This window comes from Cerasicoccus frondis, from assembly GCA_031296915.1.
Taxonomy (GTDB): domain Bacteria; phylum Verrucomicrobiota; class Verrucomicrobiia; order Opitutales; family Cerasicoccaceae; genus Cerasicoccus; species Cerasicoccus frondis.
The window spans coordinates 16,180-34,309 of sequence record JAVDPC010000024.1 but is presented as its reverse complement, the minus strand read 5'-3'; the positions used below and the strand labels follow the sequence as shown (position 1 = coordinate 34,309).

Genomic DNA, 18,130 nt, shown 5'->3' with positions numbered 1-18,130 from the left:
TGTGCTAAGGCTACTGAGGCGAGGAGTGGAATTATTTTATTCATGGAGTTCTTTGATTACCTTTTGGGGTTTGACATTATGGTAGTAAACACAGTAAAGAATGTGTGTTGTTTTTTATAAACGCAAGCTCAAATTTATTGGAGCGGGCAGATTCATTCTGAATGCTAAATTTATATGTCTAAGACTTTGGCCCCAAATGAAAATGAAGTGCAGTCACGCTGTGCGCAGTATCTAGAGCAGGCTGCTCTTGTCGGACGCGAATGGTTCGCTGACGATGGTAGTTGGAAGGTTTCCACCCGGCCATTGCGTGCGCGAGAACGCCTCTGGCTCAGTTTCTCTTATTTTGAAACGGGCCAAGAAGAAATGGGAGATTTCGTAGTTGGGACGACGGATGTCAGCCAGAAAGAGTATCCGGTCGAGTCGACTTTTAATATATTCAGCACGAACATTGCCTTGGTCTTATTGCTGCGTTATCGAGCACAGTTGTCTGCGCCGGTGGCGTCCAAACTAGAGGCGATGGTGCGTGATGGTTTTGCCACTTGGGCGGGTAATCGGGCGCCGGATTATCAATTTCATGGCTTCAATGACAATATGCCGTCGAAGGCTGCCATGGGATTGATTCTTGGTGGCGAGATGCTGGGGAACCCTGAAGCGGTGGAGCATGGACTGTGGAGTTTACGGCAGTTCGCTGCGCAGCTTACGCGACGTGGAATCAACAGCGAATACAACTCACCGACCTATTCGCCGCTTTCATTGCATGCGATGGCCGAAATTGCTGGTCATGCGCAAAATGGCGAAGCCCGTCAACTGGCAGTCGATATTGAAGCGCGACTCTGGTTGGATCTGGCCGCTCGTTTTCATAAGGAGACCGGCATGCTAGCCGGTCCTTATTCACGGGCCTATACGGTTGATTTATTGGGACAAGTGACTTTAGCCTCGTCGCTACTTTGGTTTGTTTTGGGAGATTGTTCGAAAATGTCACCAATGCGTTTGTTCGAACCGGATGAGCAGATGGTATTACACAACCGAGGAAACCAGCCTTTTAATATCGCTCAAATGTGTTGGCTGGCTGCGGGAGAGTATCATCTCAGTGATGCGACGAAGCGCTTGTTTACTGAAAAGACTTATCCCTTTGATTGTGTTTCAACCTCCGAAGCAGGACCGATTGTTTCTGGAGGTTATCCAGGGTGTCAAAATCGTTTGCAGACTTATCAGGAGACGGACTTTTCTTTGGGGACGTCGAGTGTCTCCTTTTTGAATGGAGTTCAACCGGCCGCTTACTTTGTTACTTATCGCCGAAATTCTGATGATAACTTAGATGGCTTAAAGGATGTCGGCACCGTGTTTTCTAAAATGCTATTGAATGACGGGACACCGGGCGAGTTTGCGCCAGAAGACCCTGAGTATACAAATGGTGGTGAGCAGGACAATTTAGTTTCCTGGGCCAATCAGTATACACTTCAGTCAAAGAGCACGGCAATGTTGCTCTCTCATCCACATTACTCTCTCAGTGGATTGGATGGTCAAGCGCCCTATGGAGTGAGAAAACTGAGTGAGCTCGTTTGTTTTTCTGCGAAGTTTGGAGGAGCGGATGAACTTTATGTGGGAGCAGAGTCACGTGATGACTGGAGTGGGGTAGTGCCACGGGGGCAATGGATTGTGTGTCGGCGTGGGCGTCTCCTGATTGGAATTCGTCCTTTGGTCTATACGCGAACAATGGGAGAGCCGACGATTACTCTGGAGCAGATTAATGGTTACGAAGTGATTAGAAGCACCTTCTATGATGGGGAAGCCCGCACTTTCAGCATGCAGGATTGTGCCGATGTATACGGCGGTTTTATTGCAGAGCATGCCAGTGTGGACGATTACGCTTCACTAGAGGCTTTTGCGCGAGAGTTGAGCCGAGCGAGGATTGAAGATTACTTTTGGACTACGCGTCGTGTGCGTTACTGTCGTGATGTGTCGGATGCGCGACCTGAGTTGGAAATGGAAACTTCCTGGACGCCGGGTAGCCCGGAGCCACGTTTTGCGGAGATCAATCGGATGCTGGTCGAGTGGCCCGCATGGGAAGCATCAGCGCCTGGGCCGGATGTATCTGAAATTCCACTACTTGGAAAGCCGCGCGATTCGGTGCCTCATCATTTTCCCTGGGAGCATCTGCGTTGCGTGCAGGCGCCCTGGCCCTGGGCGATCGGGGATGCTGATATAGATTTAGACAAATGAATCAATGAAATCAGATAGGTCGAAAGGTCGCTTTGCCGGGGGTTGATCAGTACCTTGAGCGCTACCACCATGAGCGTAATCACCAAGGATTGGACAACCTGATTCCTTTTTCAAAAAGGCCCTACAAGCCTATTAAAACTACTGCTATTTGTAAAAGTGAACGGCGCGGTGGGCTATCTGCTCAACTATCATCGTGAAGAAGTGGAGGTGCAGTTGGTAACATAGATAATTGGAGCCCAAAGTGATCGAAAAGGCCAATGGTGATGGAAATCATGTAGCGAAATCGCGGTCAACTTCAATTGACAATCCACAGGTTCCGTCTCCGTTCGCCCTATGGCTTTTCTATCGCAGAACCTCAGCAACCCAATCAACCCAGTAAACAACAATCCGACTGGAATCTTCTCATAACTGATGGGCTGCTAGAAGGACGCTAATTGATTTGTGCATCGGATTCGGTGGGCAATGCTTTATTTTTGTTAAACTTGCCACCGAGTGGAGAAATGTATGTGTCCCCATTGATTGAGTGCAGTGGAAATGCGGTTCGGGTCATCATTGACTCACCAACGCGAAATCCTGGGTCTGTCTCCAATTCAAAAACAGTATTCTCTGCCCGCGTCTCTTTGCTTTTGTTCAGGTAGAGCCCACGTCCACTTCCATCCGCAAACGCAATCGCTGCCCAATGTGAGGAGGGAATAGCCATTCGGCCTTCGACCACCAGTTCTACGCCTGAAGGCGTTGCTTGAAGCGACAGCACGCGCGCAGGCATATCGTTGCCTCCATCAATGATTAGGTTATCGTTCTTTTTTAACGTCGAACCAAGTGCGGCCCAAGCCCAGAGGATTTGATCGTTACGACTGGAGTAGCCAGCCGCTCGTCCCTGAAAAACATAAGCTCCTAAATTCATCACATCGCTTGATCGGTCCAAAAACCAGTGGTCCGTCCGATCCTTCAGGACGACCGTTATCATCACGCCGGAGTCAGACTCATCAAAATCCCAGAGCACATTGAGTATTTTGGGTTCTTCGCCATCAGCGACTGGCTCATAAACACCGGCCCAGAGTGTAGATTCTTCTGGCTGAACCTGTCTCTGTCTAAGTAAATGCCACCCGGGGAAGTCGTCCTTTTGGGACTCATCCTGGTTGGTCGGCCGTAGGCGCGGAAGCCTGCTTATCCAACTGGTTGAGCCTGGTTGTGGAGCCATAAATAAATTGAGTGCTACATTACTCTCTGTGCCTAGCCAGCTTATCTTAAAAGAGGATTCGGTATCGACTCTCATTGGAGACTTGAGCAGAGCGGTCCAGGCGCCATCGCCAACTTTATCTTCATGCAATACATGCGCCATGCTTAAGCCAGCATCTGTTAATGGGGCGTCAATTGCTTGGACGACGTTTTCATCTTCAGTTTGTCGTAGCACAGAGCGGTGGACTGTGCCTCCTTGCAGCCAGAAGCAGTCGACTACATATCCAGACCAATCTCCCGTCGCAACTTGAATCAGGGCGCGTTCGGATACTTTAATGCCTTCATTTTCGGGGCCAGGTGATGACGCTGCAATGTAGGTAACAACGCCATTTGAGGACTGGCCGTTGTCATAGCCTAAGAGCGCGCTTCGAGCCCATGCTCCGTGCCACACTCCATAAGGGCCGTCTTCGTAACTGGCATCATCGTCAGTCGCCAGCGACATATTATGAGCCAGCGGTGACATATGGAAATAGCGGTTATTCGCAGGTCTGAATGCATAGCCTGCATCGGGGAGAAGCTCTTGGCCGTGTCCCCATAATTGTAAACTCAGTCTGCTATCATGAATGTGTCCGCCGCCATAGCGGCCACCTCCAGTTAATGCGGGCAACGACAAGTGTGACTCAATATCCTTGCCTGCTAGCACGAAATGGCCGAAGTCGGGAAATTCGATTGGCCTAGGGGCTCTTGGAGTTGAGTCAGCGGGTATGGCCCAGTGGGTGTCGTTGATCGGAATCGGTCTACCACTTGGCATTCGGAAATCATTTTGCACTTCGTCAATGGCGTTGAGGCGTTCAGACAGATTTTTGAGATCGGTCTGGGCATACTGAACCTGATCTAAGTTCAGGCCTGCTTCCAGCAGGGGCAGTAGCGCTTTTAGGTTGCCGGTAACTTGCCTTGCGTAGGAAACCGTGCCTTCTTGCCAAATTAAATCCGCATACCAAAAGTCGGAGCCAAAAGCTAAATGGTTTGCTGTCTCATAGCATTTCTGGAGCAATGCTTCGTCCTGAGTCACTAAGGCTAGTGATGCTGCATGCCTTAAACCAAAAGGGGTATAGTTAGTAATTTGGTTTGGACGATCCAGCAGCTTTTGGAAGGACTGAGAATACTTCATGAGCCATGATTCAATGTCTTTCTTTTCGGCAAGCACTTCCCCTGCATTGCCATTTATAGGCCATATCGGTGCATTTTTAATTAATCCATAGCTGATGACCGCCGGGTAGGGGATCCACTTGCCTTCTACGTGGATGCCCGTTGGTGGTTCTGGTGTGCTTCTTGATGCGAGCCCAGCTAGAATGACTGCAGCTTTTTCTGCGGCGGCAAGATCGCCACTTAATCGGTATAAGTGGCTTAGCTGCCAGGCATTCCATTCAATGAGCGGTCGAGCATGTGAGACGTAGTTTGTGTCGTTGGCTGCCTGGCTATATAGCAACTCATAGGAGGATGACAGGGCTGAGAGTGCTTCCTCTCGCAAAAGGGGAATATCGTCTTGAGTTGGTGGCGAGGTTTTCCATGCGGCATTGTTCCATGGTTCGCTTGCCAAACAGATATGGGGTAGCAACGCCAACAATAGGGTATAGATCTTCATGGGTGCCTTGAGTAATCAGTCTACAGGCGCGAACGCTATAAGTTCTTAGATTTGAAAACTTTTTCGTAAGTTGGTTTCTCGATAAACTGAACGCTGCCATCCCAGTAAGCCACGTTAACGCCTGAATCGTGACGCCATACAGTTGCCGAACCCTTCACCTTGCTCGTGAATTTGGTTTGATTATAATAGTCCGTGGTCGCTGTTGTTTCTGCGTCTATAAACTGAGGAGAGTCTGGCGCGTTGGATATCTGGGTTCGCAGTTTCCATGTGGGGACATCCTTTAGAAGGAGGTAAGATATGGAGTTCCATTCAGTTCCGTTGTTTTCAAATGCCTGTATTGCAGATTCGTCATTGGGGCATTGGAAAACCGCTGATGTTACTTTGGTTTCTTGATTGTCCAAATATGGATATACCTGCCTAAACCAGTATTTGCCTTCTTCCTGAAATGGTGTTGCGATTAGCTCTCCATCGTGCTCGTTTGAATAAAGTAACGATGCCGAGCTAAGCTGCCGGAGGTTACTCGCACAAACACTGCGCTTGGCGCTTTGACGTATCGTGCCAACCACAGGTATCAGTAACGATGCCATCACTCCAACTATTGCTATGATTGTCAGGAGCTCCACGAGTGTGAAACCAGAATGATTATTCTTCGGTTTAATCGTTAACTTTTGCATGCTAGAGAATCATGTTCATAACGCTTTTATTGGATGAAGGGCTGAATGAATACACTTTGGCCCTAAGCAAGTATTGGCGTTGAGCTGCAAAGCACGCCATCATTCACGAGTTGATTTGAAGCATCCTCAATTGCCTTGAGGCGGCTCTCCCAATAATACTGGGGTAAGGGCGACGCCACTTTACCATTGAGGCATTGCTCCAATTGTTCGCCATATTCCCTGCAGGCCTTTATATCTTGTGCGAGCAGGTCAAAGATAATCTCCTCAATGCCACTATTTGCCCTCGTCGGTTCGAGCTTGATGTTTTCTTTCTGTTCATGGAGTTGCCGAATCCATTCCCATGATTTATCTACATGCTTCGTAAAATTTAAAAGAAGCTGTTTGCACGTAGCGAGGTATTCGGCTTCTCCTAAATCATCTAATACGGAGATGCAGGTATCAATGCCATCCGTTGGAGCTTGGCCATTGTGCAGTGTGATAGCCATGTAGGCCAACGAATCAAGGGCGCCATCAATGGGAGATACCTGAATTCTTCCGCTTGCATATCGGCTCCACGCGGTGATGAAGATGCCTTTCAATCCAAAATCAGCAGTTAACTCCGCCCAGCCTTGTGTCGCTTTTGCTCTTGCAAGGGTATCAGGCAGGTTTGCCCAAGGGCCATCTGCGCCTTTGTAGGAAGTGGCTCCCCAAAGGGAGCAACCCAAATGATGAAGCTTCTGAATGTGTGGAAGGCGGAAATGATAGGTTTCCGGGTTTCGTGGATCGCCTGTATATCCCCAAACAACCAAGTCGAAGTCTTGTGCGAAAACTTGAATCTGTTGATCTTCCCATTGCACGACCTCGTCGTGCCAGAGTAGTGGTCGTATAGAGTTTTCTTTGAGGAGCGTGAGCGATGGCTTTAGTTGCTTTAAGTAGAGTTCTGCTATGCCATGATTTTCAATAAATTCTTTGCTAGCTGGATTTTTCCCCAACGTATAAACCTCATCTCCGCCTAAGTGGAAGTGTTTGATTCCAGGGATGAGCTCAATGACATCGCTAACCATAGCTGCGACAATTTGAGATGATCCTTGCGCTAAGGGGTGAAAAACATCAGTGCGGTGTTGAATTTCGCGCATGCCCTCGTTGCCGGGCAGCCGCAATACGTTTTCAGAATGGCCAAGGCTCTGCACCAAGGGGATTATCTCGATCCCAAGCTCATCACAGCGTTTTGAGAACTGTAAAATTTGATCTTCAGTGTACGCGTGGGGAGCGCGAAGGCGTGGGTCGCAAGACCACGGAAAACAGTCCTCCCATTCGACTAAAATTGCTTGAATCTTTAGTGTGTCGAAAATGTCAACCAGCTTTAGTAAGCGATGGAATGTAGGGACTAATCCTTTGAGGTCCAAATGAACCCCGCGAAATGGAACTGCAGGGGATTGGGCGCCGAATGTAGATGCCGTAGCCATCGTGTTTTCTATTGATCGAAATTCACGTGAATGGGCGACTTCCCCTCAGCGAGATGTTGCCTGTAGGCTGAGGGGGGCATGCCAATGGCTCGGCTAAAGGATTGGCTAAATGAGTTGATGGATTCGAACCCGCAGCGTTTCGCGACATCCGATATTGAGAGATCAGGGCGGTTAATTAGCTGCACCCCGCGAGTCAGGCGGGATTGTCGTAAATAAGCCCCAAGGCTAACGCCAAAGTTTTCGCGAAATACTTTACGCAAATTACTTTCGGACATTTCAAGGTGCTTCGCTATGTCATCGATGCGCACAGCGAAGTCCATTTCGCGATCCACGAAACGAGCTATCTTTTTTAGAAAATTATTCGTTTCGTGCTCTTGTAGATCGATCGTATCTTTGGGGGGGAGCGTACGGCCTTTGATCGCGGATTGGCACACTCTCCCCATCGTTAATCCAGCTTCAAAGATGTCGAGTTCTGTGCACGGATCAAGATAGGTCTGAGTGGCGCCCTTGATGGCCGTTAAATTCTCTTCCGTTAGTTCGGTCACTACCCCCGTCTTTATCGGCAATAAGTTCTTACAACTCAGATCAAAGGTGAAGAAAAGCCAAAGGAACCCATCCTCAGGAACGTTGTAGTAACGGTGAAATGTTTCTGGTGGAATCAGCGTCGACGAGCCGGGATTGAAATCGTATTCGTCATCTCCGAGGCAGACTCGTCCAGATCCAGAATAATTGATTACGAACTCGTACCGTTGGTGTAAATTTTGAGTGACTCGAGTGGGGGCTAATTCTTCGACGTTATTACGTAGAAAGAACATGTAATTGTTTGGCATCACTCCATTATGCCAAACGTGACCATGATAATGGTCAGGTAGATCGCCAATGGCTTTTAGCCAGTTTGGTGCATATTGCCCTTCTGGTGAATGGGAGTTGGAGTGATGCCCGTCTTTTTTAGTCGATTCCATTAATATTATCTAATTTCTTGCTTGAGATCGATAATATTAAAAAAGCAAAAGATAGGTAATGTCAACGATCGTTTTGCATTTGTCGACGATCTCCAATGTGTGGTGGGAAATGAAGATCTGAATCAGGCATTCAACCTCATCTTTCTCGTTAGACAGGTATTAAAATTGTGACTGGAAATGAATGTCTTGCGATGCGATTAAGCATTTGGCTCAGTGCTCTTCCAATTCGGCAATGTGAATCTAAGCAGACGAATTGATTGAGAGCCGTCCTGATTCCCAGGCAAAATAACTCCTAGTGTTGGGCGTTGTGTGGATAAGCGGACGACTGTATTTTGGACGAGTTTCCATTGTCCATCAAATGAAGCTATTTTCAATGGCATTACCGCACGTTCATGGCTCAGTGGCGTCCAGGAGCGCGCAGAAGGATCGATGGTTACTGGATTGTTATCTTTTCCAATTCGAATTGCTTTCGGCGCATCTGAGTAGTTGCAGAATAGCACTCCCATGCTGTTCTGCTCTGCATCTGAGCAATCGATATAACCAACTTGATAATGAGGCGCCTGAGCTGGCTGAGTATCTCTAATTAGGACCAACACGCCGGAAGTTGTGCTGCTAGGAAGGAGTATTCTCTCTCGAGCAATGAAAGTGGTCCTTTCCCCTGATTGGTTCACACGCTCGTAGAGCGCAAACTGCCGAGGACCATGATAGGTGAATGGCAGTGAAAGGAGATTTTCATCCGCAGCAATTTGCTGAAAATCTTCTGGTCCTGGACCAGTGCGCACCCAACGCTTGTATCGTTCTGCACCTGCTCTAGTGGGGCGCGCTTGTAAGCTACTTGGACGCTGTGAATTGGATTCAGGCTGGTTATGCTGTTCCAGAATTAACACGGCAAGATCCACTGAAACGAGCGGGTCTGTCTCAGCCTTTAAGCTGAGATGTGGATAGCAGAAGAGCAGCCCCAAAAGGGACAGGAATAGTCGTAGTGTATGTGGTGTTGTTTTCATAGAAATTTAATTAATCCATCGAAATGAAACTATAATAAATCTGCGGCCCAGCATCTCATTGACTTCTGATATCAGCGCGTTGGCGCCATCAGCGCTGTAGGGGGCCGCCCAAGGTTCGTCTGCTGCGTCTACGTATTCTGGAATTCGCTGGACGATGGCTTCGCACTTTGCTGTTGAAACTATTTGATCCGTGAATGGATCGCTTACTTCTCCATAGGCAAGGATGCGAAACGTGTCGGAGCGCACTGCCATGGCAGAGTCCAGCGTAGCGAGTAGGTCTCCCTGCATTAGATAACCAGGCATTCCTTGAGAAGTGAATCCATCGAGGGCCTGAGCGTTGGCGAGGGCGACATGATTCTCTGACGAGCTTACTCGTGCGGACTCCTCATTTAAGAGTGCTGCGTTGGGCAGCGCCAAGGCGATCTCGTCGCCATTGGATGGATTGCGGTCCAAGGCAGATTGCAGGGCGCCTTTACTGACTAGTTCTTGCTTACGTTCGGGTGAGATGTCATCTCTCATTAATGGGCTATCCGATGACCAGTCAGCGGTGGGATTGGCCCTCACTCTATTGACGAAATGGCTCATGCTGGGGAAGGGGCCACGCACTTTGACTTCTTCAACAATTGCTGTTGCCAGCGCTCTTAACTGATCGTCGTTAAGGCGTCGAAAGCCAGTCAGCATCTTCGTATTGTCAGAGTTTAGCTCTCCACTGGAGAGGCTGCCATCGAGCGGGTTAACTAGTCGCGTGTAGGGCGCGCCATTTTCGGAGTCTTGAATTTGACCGTGGAGAGTTACGGGCGCATCGAGTGCATTCGCTAAAAATGCAGCCCAAGCATCGACGGAAGTGGAGTTTACGTTAAAGGCGCTATCCAACATCAATGTAGCCGCATTTTTATCAAATCCTTCGGAGGTTTGTGTGTAGGGGAGGTTGGTCCCGTATTCCAAGAGTAATGGATGCTCCGATTGGTGCGTATCAGGGGATACGGTTGAAAGGAAATATCTATCGTAGAGCGCTTCATTGATTAAATAGGGCAAGTCGGGCAGCCAGAATCTTTCTGGATCGTCAAAATGTGCGACTACATCCTCTGGCTCTATCAGTGGTGATGCAATTGATTCGCCTAAGCTAAACGCCGGGGTTAGGTGTTGGCCGCCTCTTGGCTCATTTCCACTGACAGGGCGAGTCGTACTGCTGGCGAGATTTGCATGGCGCAAGCTAGCGATATTGAAATACTTTTCACCAGGTTTTGCTGCGTGGAAAATTGCTGCGCGGTCGTTATCGAAGCTATTTGCCTGCCCGCCTACTGGCACATAGGTCGGGGCAGGGTTTTGATCTTCCAGCGCTAACGCAGGGGTGAACGCATCGACCGCATCGTTATTGAAAAAAAGGCCTGAGGTATCGGTGCTGGGCATTTCTGCAGAGCGACTGAAGGTATATTCAGAGCGGGGATTGTAGTTGTAGCTCCAGCGGATTTTTTCGGCTCCAAATGCACTATTGGGGAGTCCAAAATTATCGTCGGAAAATTTTGTCGAGAAGACTTGGAGAACGGAGGGGACGGTTAGCGAGCCTTCCTGAAGAAACTTTTCCGGGGATTCGAAGTCGGCTGGGTCCAAAAGCCGTTTCATTTGTGATGCATTAAATATCAAGGATGTTGCGCCGCCTTTCGTGTGGGATAGCTGAAAAATCTGATTTACGAAGAGCTTCTCGGGCGAGTTGATCGACAGCCATCCGTCTTTCTGGTTACCGATTGAAGAGGTCTCCATTAAATCCCAAACACCGTTGGCGTTATAGAAACTATCAGTGTAGATACTTGTGACTTCGTTATCTGGAAGCGCCGTTCGCATGGTCACTTCATAATTCGCAATAGCGTCTTCAGGGGAGTCGTCTTCAGCGACCAGTGTGAGGACTACATGAGTCCGTCGATAAAACGATCCATTAGGGCGCCAACCAAGCTTCAATTCATTCGTATTTGAGTCGCTAGATTCGGCAAGCGGGTAAGTCCCTTCATCAGGCGATAATATCACGGCTCGCCCGCAGGGTATGATCATTTCCGGGATCGTGAAATGCATTGGTCCGATGCTCTGATTGGGGGAGGCGCTCTCCAGCTTACCTCCAATTGCAGGAATGTTGTTTGCGATCTCATTCCCGCTGGCGTCGCTTATCGACAGCCGGATTCCGTAGCGGTCATGAAACTTGTAATTGGAGCTGCCGACATAGGGGCGCGAAATAGCTCGTAGTTCCGGAATGTGCATCGCTACATCGTAGGGATTCCAGAGGACTACGGCAGGGAAATAGTAGTAATAGATTTCCCATGTAGTGGTATCGGCATCGGGCGCCGATGTTCGTATTAATGCTGGGGTGATGCCTAGTTGGGCTCTGGTTAGAATGGGTAAGATGCCAGGTGTGTTTGCGTCTGGTATGCGCATGGCGACGATTTCGTCTGTTGCCCACGTTTCATCAATTGGGGTTTCAACGTCGTTAGCATTCGTTCTTTCTATGCCTTGGTAATGATCACGTAAGTAGCCCCAAGCGGGTTGAAGGATCTTATGGCCTTCCGGTAGGGCGAACTCGGGGTACAGCAGGGAGTTGTTTTCTGTCCCGGAAGGAGCTGCTCCGCTATTGGCATGGAGAGACAGCGTGAGATCCTTTTTGAGCCCTCCGTTGCGCGCATCAGACAAAACACCAAGTGCGTGTAAGCTGAAGTCGTGGAAATGTGGGGTTGCTAAGTTACCTGCTGCAGTGGCGAATACATCGGCAAAGCTGGGGTCTATGAGTTGAAGCATTTCCAAACTAGTTGCGTTTTGGGCGAGAGTTTCATACTCGTCGCGGTCGAGGTTTCTCAACTTCGTATCAAGTAGTTGTGGCGTTGCGCCCATTGGCTGCATCCATTTGGAGGAGTTCGAATCGATCTGATCCTCGTTTGCTTCTCGGCGGAGCTTTGCTTTGACGCCTTCGTCACCAATCCACCAGGCATAGCGATTAATGGATAAGGGATCCCCATTGTTGATTGGTCGTTTTTCAACGACTACGCCAGCCTCCGTAAAGTTGTATGGGTCGGCGAACGTTGTTGTGGATTCTGTAATGCTGGCTTGGCCGCCCCACAAGAAACCTTCATTGCCACTCACTAGGAACGCCGGCGATTGCCTAAGGTTGACGTTGTTCGAGGCGCCCGCTTTGTGTGGCCAATCGGAATTTTGTGTAGGCTTTACGTTCCACACCGCCGTGTAGAATGGATTCGCTACTGTGGTGCGATTGTCCGATGAGTCGATCGCTGCGACATAGCTTTCGAGCATGTCTGCGCGGGCGGTTATCCGTTGGTCCGGACCAGCTAGACGTTGTAGCTCTCCCAGTGCTAAGTACAATCCCAACTGCGCGTTTTGCCGGGCCTCATTCTTAGATGCCTCGATGCTCGTAGCGCGAGTCTCGATATTGATTAGTGTGCTGATTGAAAGCATCAGCATCACCATGAACGCCATCAGCGCCAGAGCGATTATCAGGGCAAAGCCCGGTTTTCCCATTCCAGGGCTTTTGCTGGTGTATCTATTATTAGTGTAGGACATTTGTGTTTGCTGAGGTCATTTTTTCGGGAGTTTCAGCTTTTATGAAATGCGTTTGGGACGATTGTATTTCTATGGCGGATTACGTCTCATTTCATCCCCTTACTCTGGGTAGTCCTTTCGATTGATTATCGTTGCCGACTTAAGGCAGCTGCGCGTCGTGCTGGATCGATGGCTCGCTTGAATTATGCGATGTCGGTATGATTAAGTATTCTGAATATAACATCTAAGATCGGTAATATTAAAATAATCGCATGTATGTAATGTCAACGATTTACTTTGGTTTTACCGGTACCCCTTGCTTTAAATAGTGATTGATGTTGAAAAGGATGGGTAATTGAATTTCCGAAGTGGTAACTTGTGGGCGGAAGTGTTGCTCTGCGCTTGCACGATTGGAGCAGGAGTTGCGGTGCAATGCTCGCTGTCATCGAGATGTGTCACTGCGGTAATCACGATGGGGTTGGAATTTGAATAGTGCATCTTTCAATAGTATAAAGATTCCAGATCGTTTCGTCTTCCTTTGGCTTGCGAAATACTAATACTCAATTAACGCATTTCCGGGGGAATGCTTGGTAAAAATAGTGTAATTTTCTCTTAAGCCTTACGTCCATTATCCGGGAAAGAAATTTAGCGAGGACGTAAATCGAAGTCGAATAACCCTCAAGTATTGCTTAGGCCTTTCGGGCGCTTAGGCGTTTAGACGGTTACCATTGAAAAACCATGCGCTGATTTCTGTTGGCTCTATCATGCTGCGATTGTGCTGATTTGGATAGTACAACGAGAAACAATACTCTGCGTCGGCGCGCTAAGGACTAGATCAGTAGGGCAAGGCTTGGCGAATTCTCCTGATGGCCATGGAGTTCCTCTAAATATGCATATCGATGCTTACTAAGTAGTGTTTGGAATTCGGATGTCTCCTGGGGCTTCTATTCCAGTTGATCGATAGGCCGTTCGTCAAATTGCTTTACGTCGGTATGATTAAAAAGAATTAAAATATTGTTGACGATCGATTAAATTAAAATAATCTTTTTTATGTAATGTTAACGATTTACTTGAGAGTTTTACCGATTCTCCTGCTTGGAATGCTGCAGGTTAGAGCCGAAACTGTTGGGTCTTGGGATTTCCGAAACGGTAGTCTGGATGCCGAAACGTTTCTTGAGGATTGGACGATTGGTTCCGTCGCTGCTCGGCAGGAGGGTGCGATTCAAGTGGCTCCTCCGCCTGGGCTAGTTGAGCCGGGCCAAGTGGCAATGGTCCTGAATGATGTCTTCGATAGTTCCGTCGATAACCTTACTGATGCAGAGGGCACTCCATTGCTTCTGTACAAGTTCGATGGGATTTCAACCGGTGGATTTTTGTTCCGAGCTGGAACCTCAGGCTCTCAAAATCAAAATGGATCCTTAACGATACTATCCAGAGGGCGTCCGCTGCTTATCATCAAATTGATTAACAATACAACGGGTGTTCTGGTTAGCGGTACGGGTGAAATCCAGTTTTCGGACACCGTCAGTTGGTTTAATCGGGCGCGCACGTTTGAGGTCTACTGGCATAATAATGGGCGGGTTGATTTTTACTTCAAACCGGATGAAGGGGAGCCGCTGGAAATCAAGTCACTACGCTTTCTCTCTCCAGGCAAGCCCGATGAAATTCAGATACAAGTCGGCTATGGCAGGGGCACGGAGAAGGCTATCCGACTGGAAACCATTTCACTGATTAAACAAAACTAACACTCAAGAATAAGCAAAAAATGAAAAATACAACAGTTCTACCTCTGTTTGTAATTAGCGTCTTTTGTAGCATTTCGTTGAATGCGCAGACGCGGAATTACGGATATTCTTTTTCAACTCCAGAGACGCTAGCGACAGATGTTGCCAGCTGGAATTATACACTGGATACTTCCTATAGCGGGTCTGGTGATCCGGGCTCTACGGCAAATATGTTTATCGTCAGAGGTGAAAGCGGGAGCTCTGATCACTCCATTGTCTCAATCGCAGGTGAAACCGCCTATTATGTTCGAACTGCGAATTCTCAAAATACTAATTTTGGGTTCTATTTGATGAACTTGGATTTTACCGATTTCACATCAGGCCAAGATGTTCTGGTGAGCTACAGCTTTAAGATCCTTGGAAATGACACCAACGGCGGAATCAATCCCAATGACTGGGAAGTTCGCTACACAGAAGGAACCACCGGCGTTGGGGTGAGCAGTTACACGGACTTGGCGCAAACATTCAGCTTTCAGGATGATAATCAGACTTGGACAAGTATCTCTGGCACTTTCATTGTCTCAAGCGCTTCGGACCGTGGAGGTATCCTTATCAACGCTGGCACAAGTGGCAGTGGGTATACCTCCAGCGGGGGATACTATCTCGCCGATTATATTGTTGAGGTTTCGTCGATACCCGAACCATCAAGCTTTGCTCTTTTTGGGGCAGTCCTCATGGGAGTGCTTGTGGTAGGACGTCGCAGCGTAAAGCGCAAAAAGTAAACTAAATAGACTTTCTCGTTCTAGTCAGTTTCATTGAATTCGAACATGTCCTTATGATCTAGCTAGGGGGCAGTGCAATGCTGTTACGTTACGATCTGGACTGATTTCGAGAATCAACGGAACTCGTATTCCTCCACCGGGAGCCACTCGTTATCTACTTTGCGAGTGGCTTCTTAATTGGAATTCTGAACTCAAAAGCATCACTGGGATGATAATAGAATACATTACATTGGGGGTGTATTTGGCCGTCCTACTGGCTGTCGGAACAGTCTTTTCACGGCTAAATCGGAATGTAAGTGATTTTGCTCGCGGTGGGGCTCAAGGCACTTGGTGGATGGTCGGAACCAGCATGTTCATGGCTGGGATCAGCGCATTTACCTTTACTGGAAATGCATCGGCTGCCTTTTCAGCTGGTCCGACTTTCCTGGTGATCTATTTGGCAAACTGTGTTGGCCTCGGTTTGTGTATTTGGATCGGTCCTTGGTTTAGGCAAACGAGGGCGACGACTTGGGCGGATATCATGCGCGAGCGGTTCAATGTGAGCGTTGAGCAGTTCAGCGCGTATATTTCCCTCCTGATTCAACCCGTAGGCGCCGCCACGCAGTTATATGCGCTTGCTGTTTTTACTGGGGCCATACTTCAGATCCCGACAGCTTGGGTCGTGGTTATTCTCGGCTGTATCGTATTGTTTTATTCAACCACTGGAGGGCGTTGGGCTGTCATGGCAACGGATTTCATACAGGGCTTGGTGTTATTCTCTCTGACGATTTTAATGTTTTACCTGGCATTGGTAAAGGTTGGGGGAGTCTCCGCCTTTTTCGGCTACTTTCATGACCCTCAATTTGCCAGCGATTTTCAACTGGTTAAGGAACCCGGGCAGTTTGCTGATGATAAGTTTACTTGGAAATGGATTGTCGTTATTTTTATTCTTCAGTTGCAAGGTTACATTAATCTTGGAACGGCTGGACGCTTTTTATCGGTCAAAGATAGTCGCCATGCTCGGTGGGCATCAGCCTGGGCGTGCCTTTTAATGCTCATTGGTTCTATTGTATGGTTTGTTCCCCCGATGGTCGCTCGCTTTTTGTATGCCCCTGAAGTGATGGCTGTGGGCATCAAAGAGCCGTCTACCGCTAGTTATGCAGTTATCTCTCAGGCGCTCTTGCCCAATGGTTTTATGGGCCTCATGCTGGCTGCAATGCTTGCTGCGACAATGAGTAGCATGGATACCGGCCTCAATAGCACCACGGGCATTATCGTAAACAACATCATCCCAAGGATGAGGGATAAGTTGAACCTTAAGCCACTGAGCGACCACGCTGGCTTAGCGCTCTGTCGACTGTTTACGATACTTTTAGGAGTATATATTATCGCCATTGGGCTACTGCTTACTTTCCAGGAAAAAGTTTCATTGTTTGATGCGTATCTAATGATATCTGCAGTCGTGGGATTGCCGTTGGGGATGCCGGTATTGCTTGCTTTATGGGTTAAACGGCTTCACTGGGCATCCTATTTTATCATCATCGGCTTCGCAATACTGCCCTCAGCTTATTTTGTCTATCAGAGTAGCATTGGTGGCGAAAACTGGCCGATTCAGGATCGGTTGATTTGGATATATGCCTTCAGCTTACTGGGGTGCTTACTGAGTCTTCCTCTCTGGGAAAGGGCTGCGCCAGAATACCGGGAGCGCGTTCGCCAGTTTTACAAGAAAATGCAAACGCCTGTAGATTTTGATAAAGAAATCGGTGAGTCCAACGACTCATTTCAATTGAATGTTATGGGGGCTACGAGTTTTGTGATAGGTCTGCTCTTCTTGCTTTTTACACTACTTCCGAATACACTGGCGGCCAGGCTTCAAATTGTGATTATTGGCGGGGCTTTCGCGATTATTGGAATTGCGATGTTGCGGACAGGATTTCGAAAGCGGTGATCACTCTCTTATCTAGTGCAGTAAAATCGACAGGGCGTTTCATTTTTAGTATCAATCGATGCCGCTGAATATTGAGAATATTCTAAGTTCTGAAATCCGGTGGCTTCAGTAGAATCATGCGTCTAGATGCATGGAAATTGCGGCATACAGCGTGACTTAGTCTAGTGCAAGTCTTTGTGTGCCGATGCATTATGGCGCTCCTATTTGGCAGAATACTCGCTATTGCCGGAGCATTGATTTGGATCACGTGCGAACTTCCCCAGGCACCTAGAGCCCTTGATCTCGATTTTGCTCTACCTTGGAAGCTTTTAGGCGCAGCATACAAGTTTCCCTAAAAGTAAAAGGATAACGCAGTTGCTGCGTTATCCTTTGCTTGAAGTATCTGCAACGCACGCGGCTTTGCGACAAAAGGTAAGTTGGTATACCGAACTTATCCGTGGCCTTTGGAGCCAGTGGCGACGCGCTGTTCCAAGCGGTCCCAATTTTCGCCGGTTACTCGGAATGCGGCGGCAAAACCGAGAACGACGCGACCGCTGGTCGGCTTAAGGCGAATCATGTGGAAATCGCTCATGCCAGCAAGCATGTCGATCATCGGTCCGAAACGCTCGCGAAATGCGTCGATTTGGGCTTTGCACTCTTCGCCGTCGCGGGGGAGTTCTTCCGGTTGGACGGTATAAGTCGCGCGGCGCCGCGCGAAGATTTGTTTGGCGGCCGCCTCGTCTTCGATCAGCATGACACTGGCGTTATTACCTGTGCGCAGGTTGATCGTGTGGCGCGCCATTTCGCTCACAAAAACATAGAAGTTTCCCTTGGCGTCGCGCACATGGGGAACATAGGAGGCCTCAGGGGTGGGGGATTCTCCACCACTGGCAAGGATCAGTGTTTTGGTTTCGTCAAGCAGCTTGGCGTAATCGGCTTCAGCTGCGGAAATAGCATCTTCTGTTACTGGCATGGCGAGTAAAGTGACAGTCTTTTGCTTGGTGACAAATCGAAAATGAGATTCTTTCCCAAGGACTGCGCTTGATCAC

Annotated in this window: 11 protein-coding genes; 4 read left to right on the top strand and 7 right to left on the bottom strand. The window is 48.5% G+C overall.

The window, feature by feature from the left end; all coding sequences use genetic code 11:
- Window positions 1-174 precede the first annotated feature (174 nt).
- A complete protein-coding gene (locus RBB63_RS17230; RefSeq protein WP_309386229.1) occupies window positions 175-2,223 on the top strand; it encodes a hypothetical protein in 2,049 nt (682 codons plus the stop codon).
- A 430-nt stretch (window positions 2,224-2,653) separates the two neighbouring features.
- Here the strand turns inward: RBB63_RS17230 and RBB63_RS17225 are convergent, their stop codons facing one another.
- The 6 genes from RBB63_RS17225 to RBB63_RS17200 form a co-directional block, all read right to left on the bottom strand.
- Entirely contained in the window at window positions 2,654-5,047 is a 2,394-nt protein-coding gene (locus RBB63_RS17225; RefSeq protein ID WP_309386228.1) for a heparinase II/III family protein, read from the bottom strand.
- A 35-nt stretch (window positions 5,048-5,082) separates the two neighbouring features.
- Window positions 5,083-5,721, bottom strand: coding sequence for a prepilin-type N-terminal cleavage/methylation domain-containing protein (locus tag RBB63_RS17220; protein WP_309386227.1), 639 nt, complete (start codon window positions 5,719-5,721; stop codon window positions 5,083-5,085).
- A gap of 62 nt (window positions 5,722-5,783) precedes the next feature.
- On the bottom strand, window positions 5,784-7,166 hold the full coding sequence (locus RBB63_RS17215) for a family 20 glycosylhydrolase (protein ID WP_309386226.1): 1,383 nt from the start codon (window positions 7,164-7,166) through the stop codon (window positions 5,784-5,786).
- A gap of 8 nt (window positions 7,167-7,174) precedes the next feature.
- Window positions 7,175-8,128, bottom strand: a complete 954-nt coding sequence (locus RBB63_RS17210) for an AraC family transcriptional regulator (RefSeq protein ID WP_309386225.1) — start codon at window positions 8,126-8,128, stop codon at window positions 7,175-7,177.
- 197 nt (window positions 8,129-8,325) lie between these two features.
- Window positions 8,326-9,132, bottom strand: a complete 807-nt coding sequence (locus tag RBB63_RS17205) for a hypothetical protein (protein ID WP_309386224.1) — start codon at window positions 9,130-9,132, stop codon at window positions 8,326-8,328.
- Window positions 9,133-9,138: 6 nt separating this feature from the next.
- Window positions 9,139-12,690, bottom strand: a complete 3,552-nt coding sequence (locus RBB63_RS17200; RefSeq protein ID WP_309386223.1) for a hypothetical protein — start codon at window positions 12,688-12,690, stop codon at window positions 9,139-9,141.
- Between the two features lie 1,034 nt (window positions 12,691-13,724).
- Between RBB63_RS17200 and RBB63_RS17195 the strand changes: the two genes are divergently transcribed.
- The 3 genes from RBB63_RS17195 to RBB63_RS17185 all read left to right on the top strand — a co-directional run bounded on the left by RBB63_RS17195 (window position 13,725) and on the right by RBB63_RS17185 (window position 17,102).
- Complete coding sequence (locus RBB63_RS17195; protein ID WP_309386222.1) at window positions 13,725-14,414, top strand: hypothetical protein; 690 nt, start codon at window positions 13,725-13,727, stop codon at window positions 14,412-14,414.
- 20 nt (window positions 14,415-14,434) lie between these two features.
- Complete coding sequence (locus RBB63_RS17190; protein WP_309386221.1) at window positions 14,435-15,175, top strand: PEP-CTERM sorting domain-containing protein; 741 nt, start codon at window positions 14,435-14,437, stop codon at window positions 15,173-15,175.
- A gap of 208 nt (window positions 15,176-15,383) precedes the next feature.
- The gene (locus RBB63_RS17185; protein WP_309386220.1) at window positions 15,384-17,102 is read left to right on the top strand and encodes a sodium:solute symporter family protein; all 1,719 of its coding nucleotides are present in this window, start codon (window positions 15,384-15,386) and stop codon (window positions 17,100-17,102) included.
- 430 nt (window positions 17,103-17,532) lie between these two features.
- On the opposite strand, the gene RBB63_RS17180 is transcribed toward RBB63_RS17185, so the two are convergent.
- On the bottom strand, window positions 17,533-18,054 hold the full coding sequence (locus tag RBB63_RS17180; RefSeq protein WP_309386219.1) for a HugZ family pyridoxamine 5'-phosphate oxidase: 522 nt from the start codon (window positions 18,052-18,054) through the stop codon (window positions 17,533-17,535).
- Window positions 18,055-18,130: the final 76 nt, after the last annotated feature.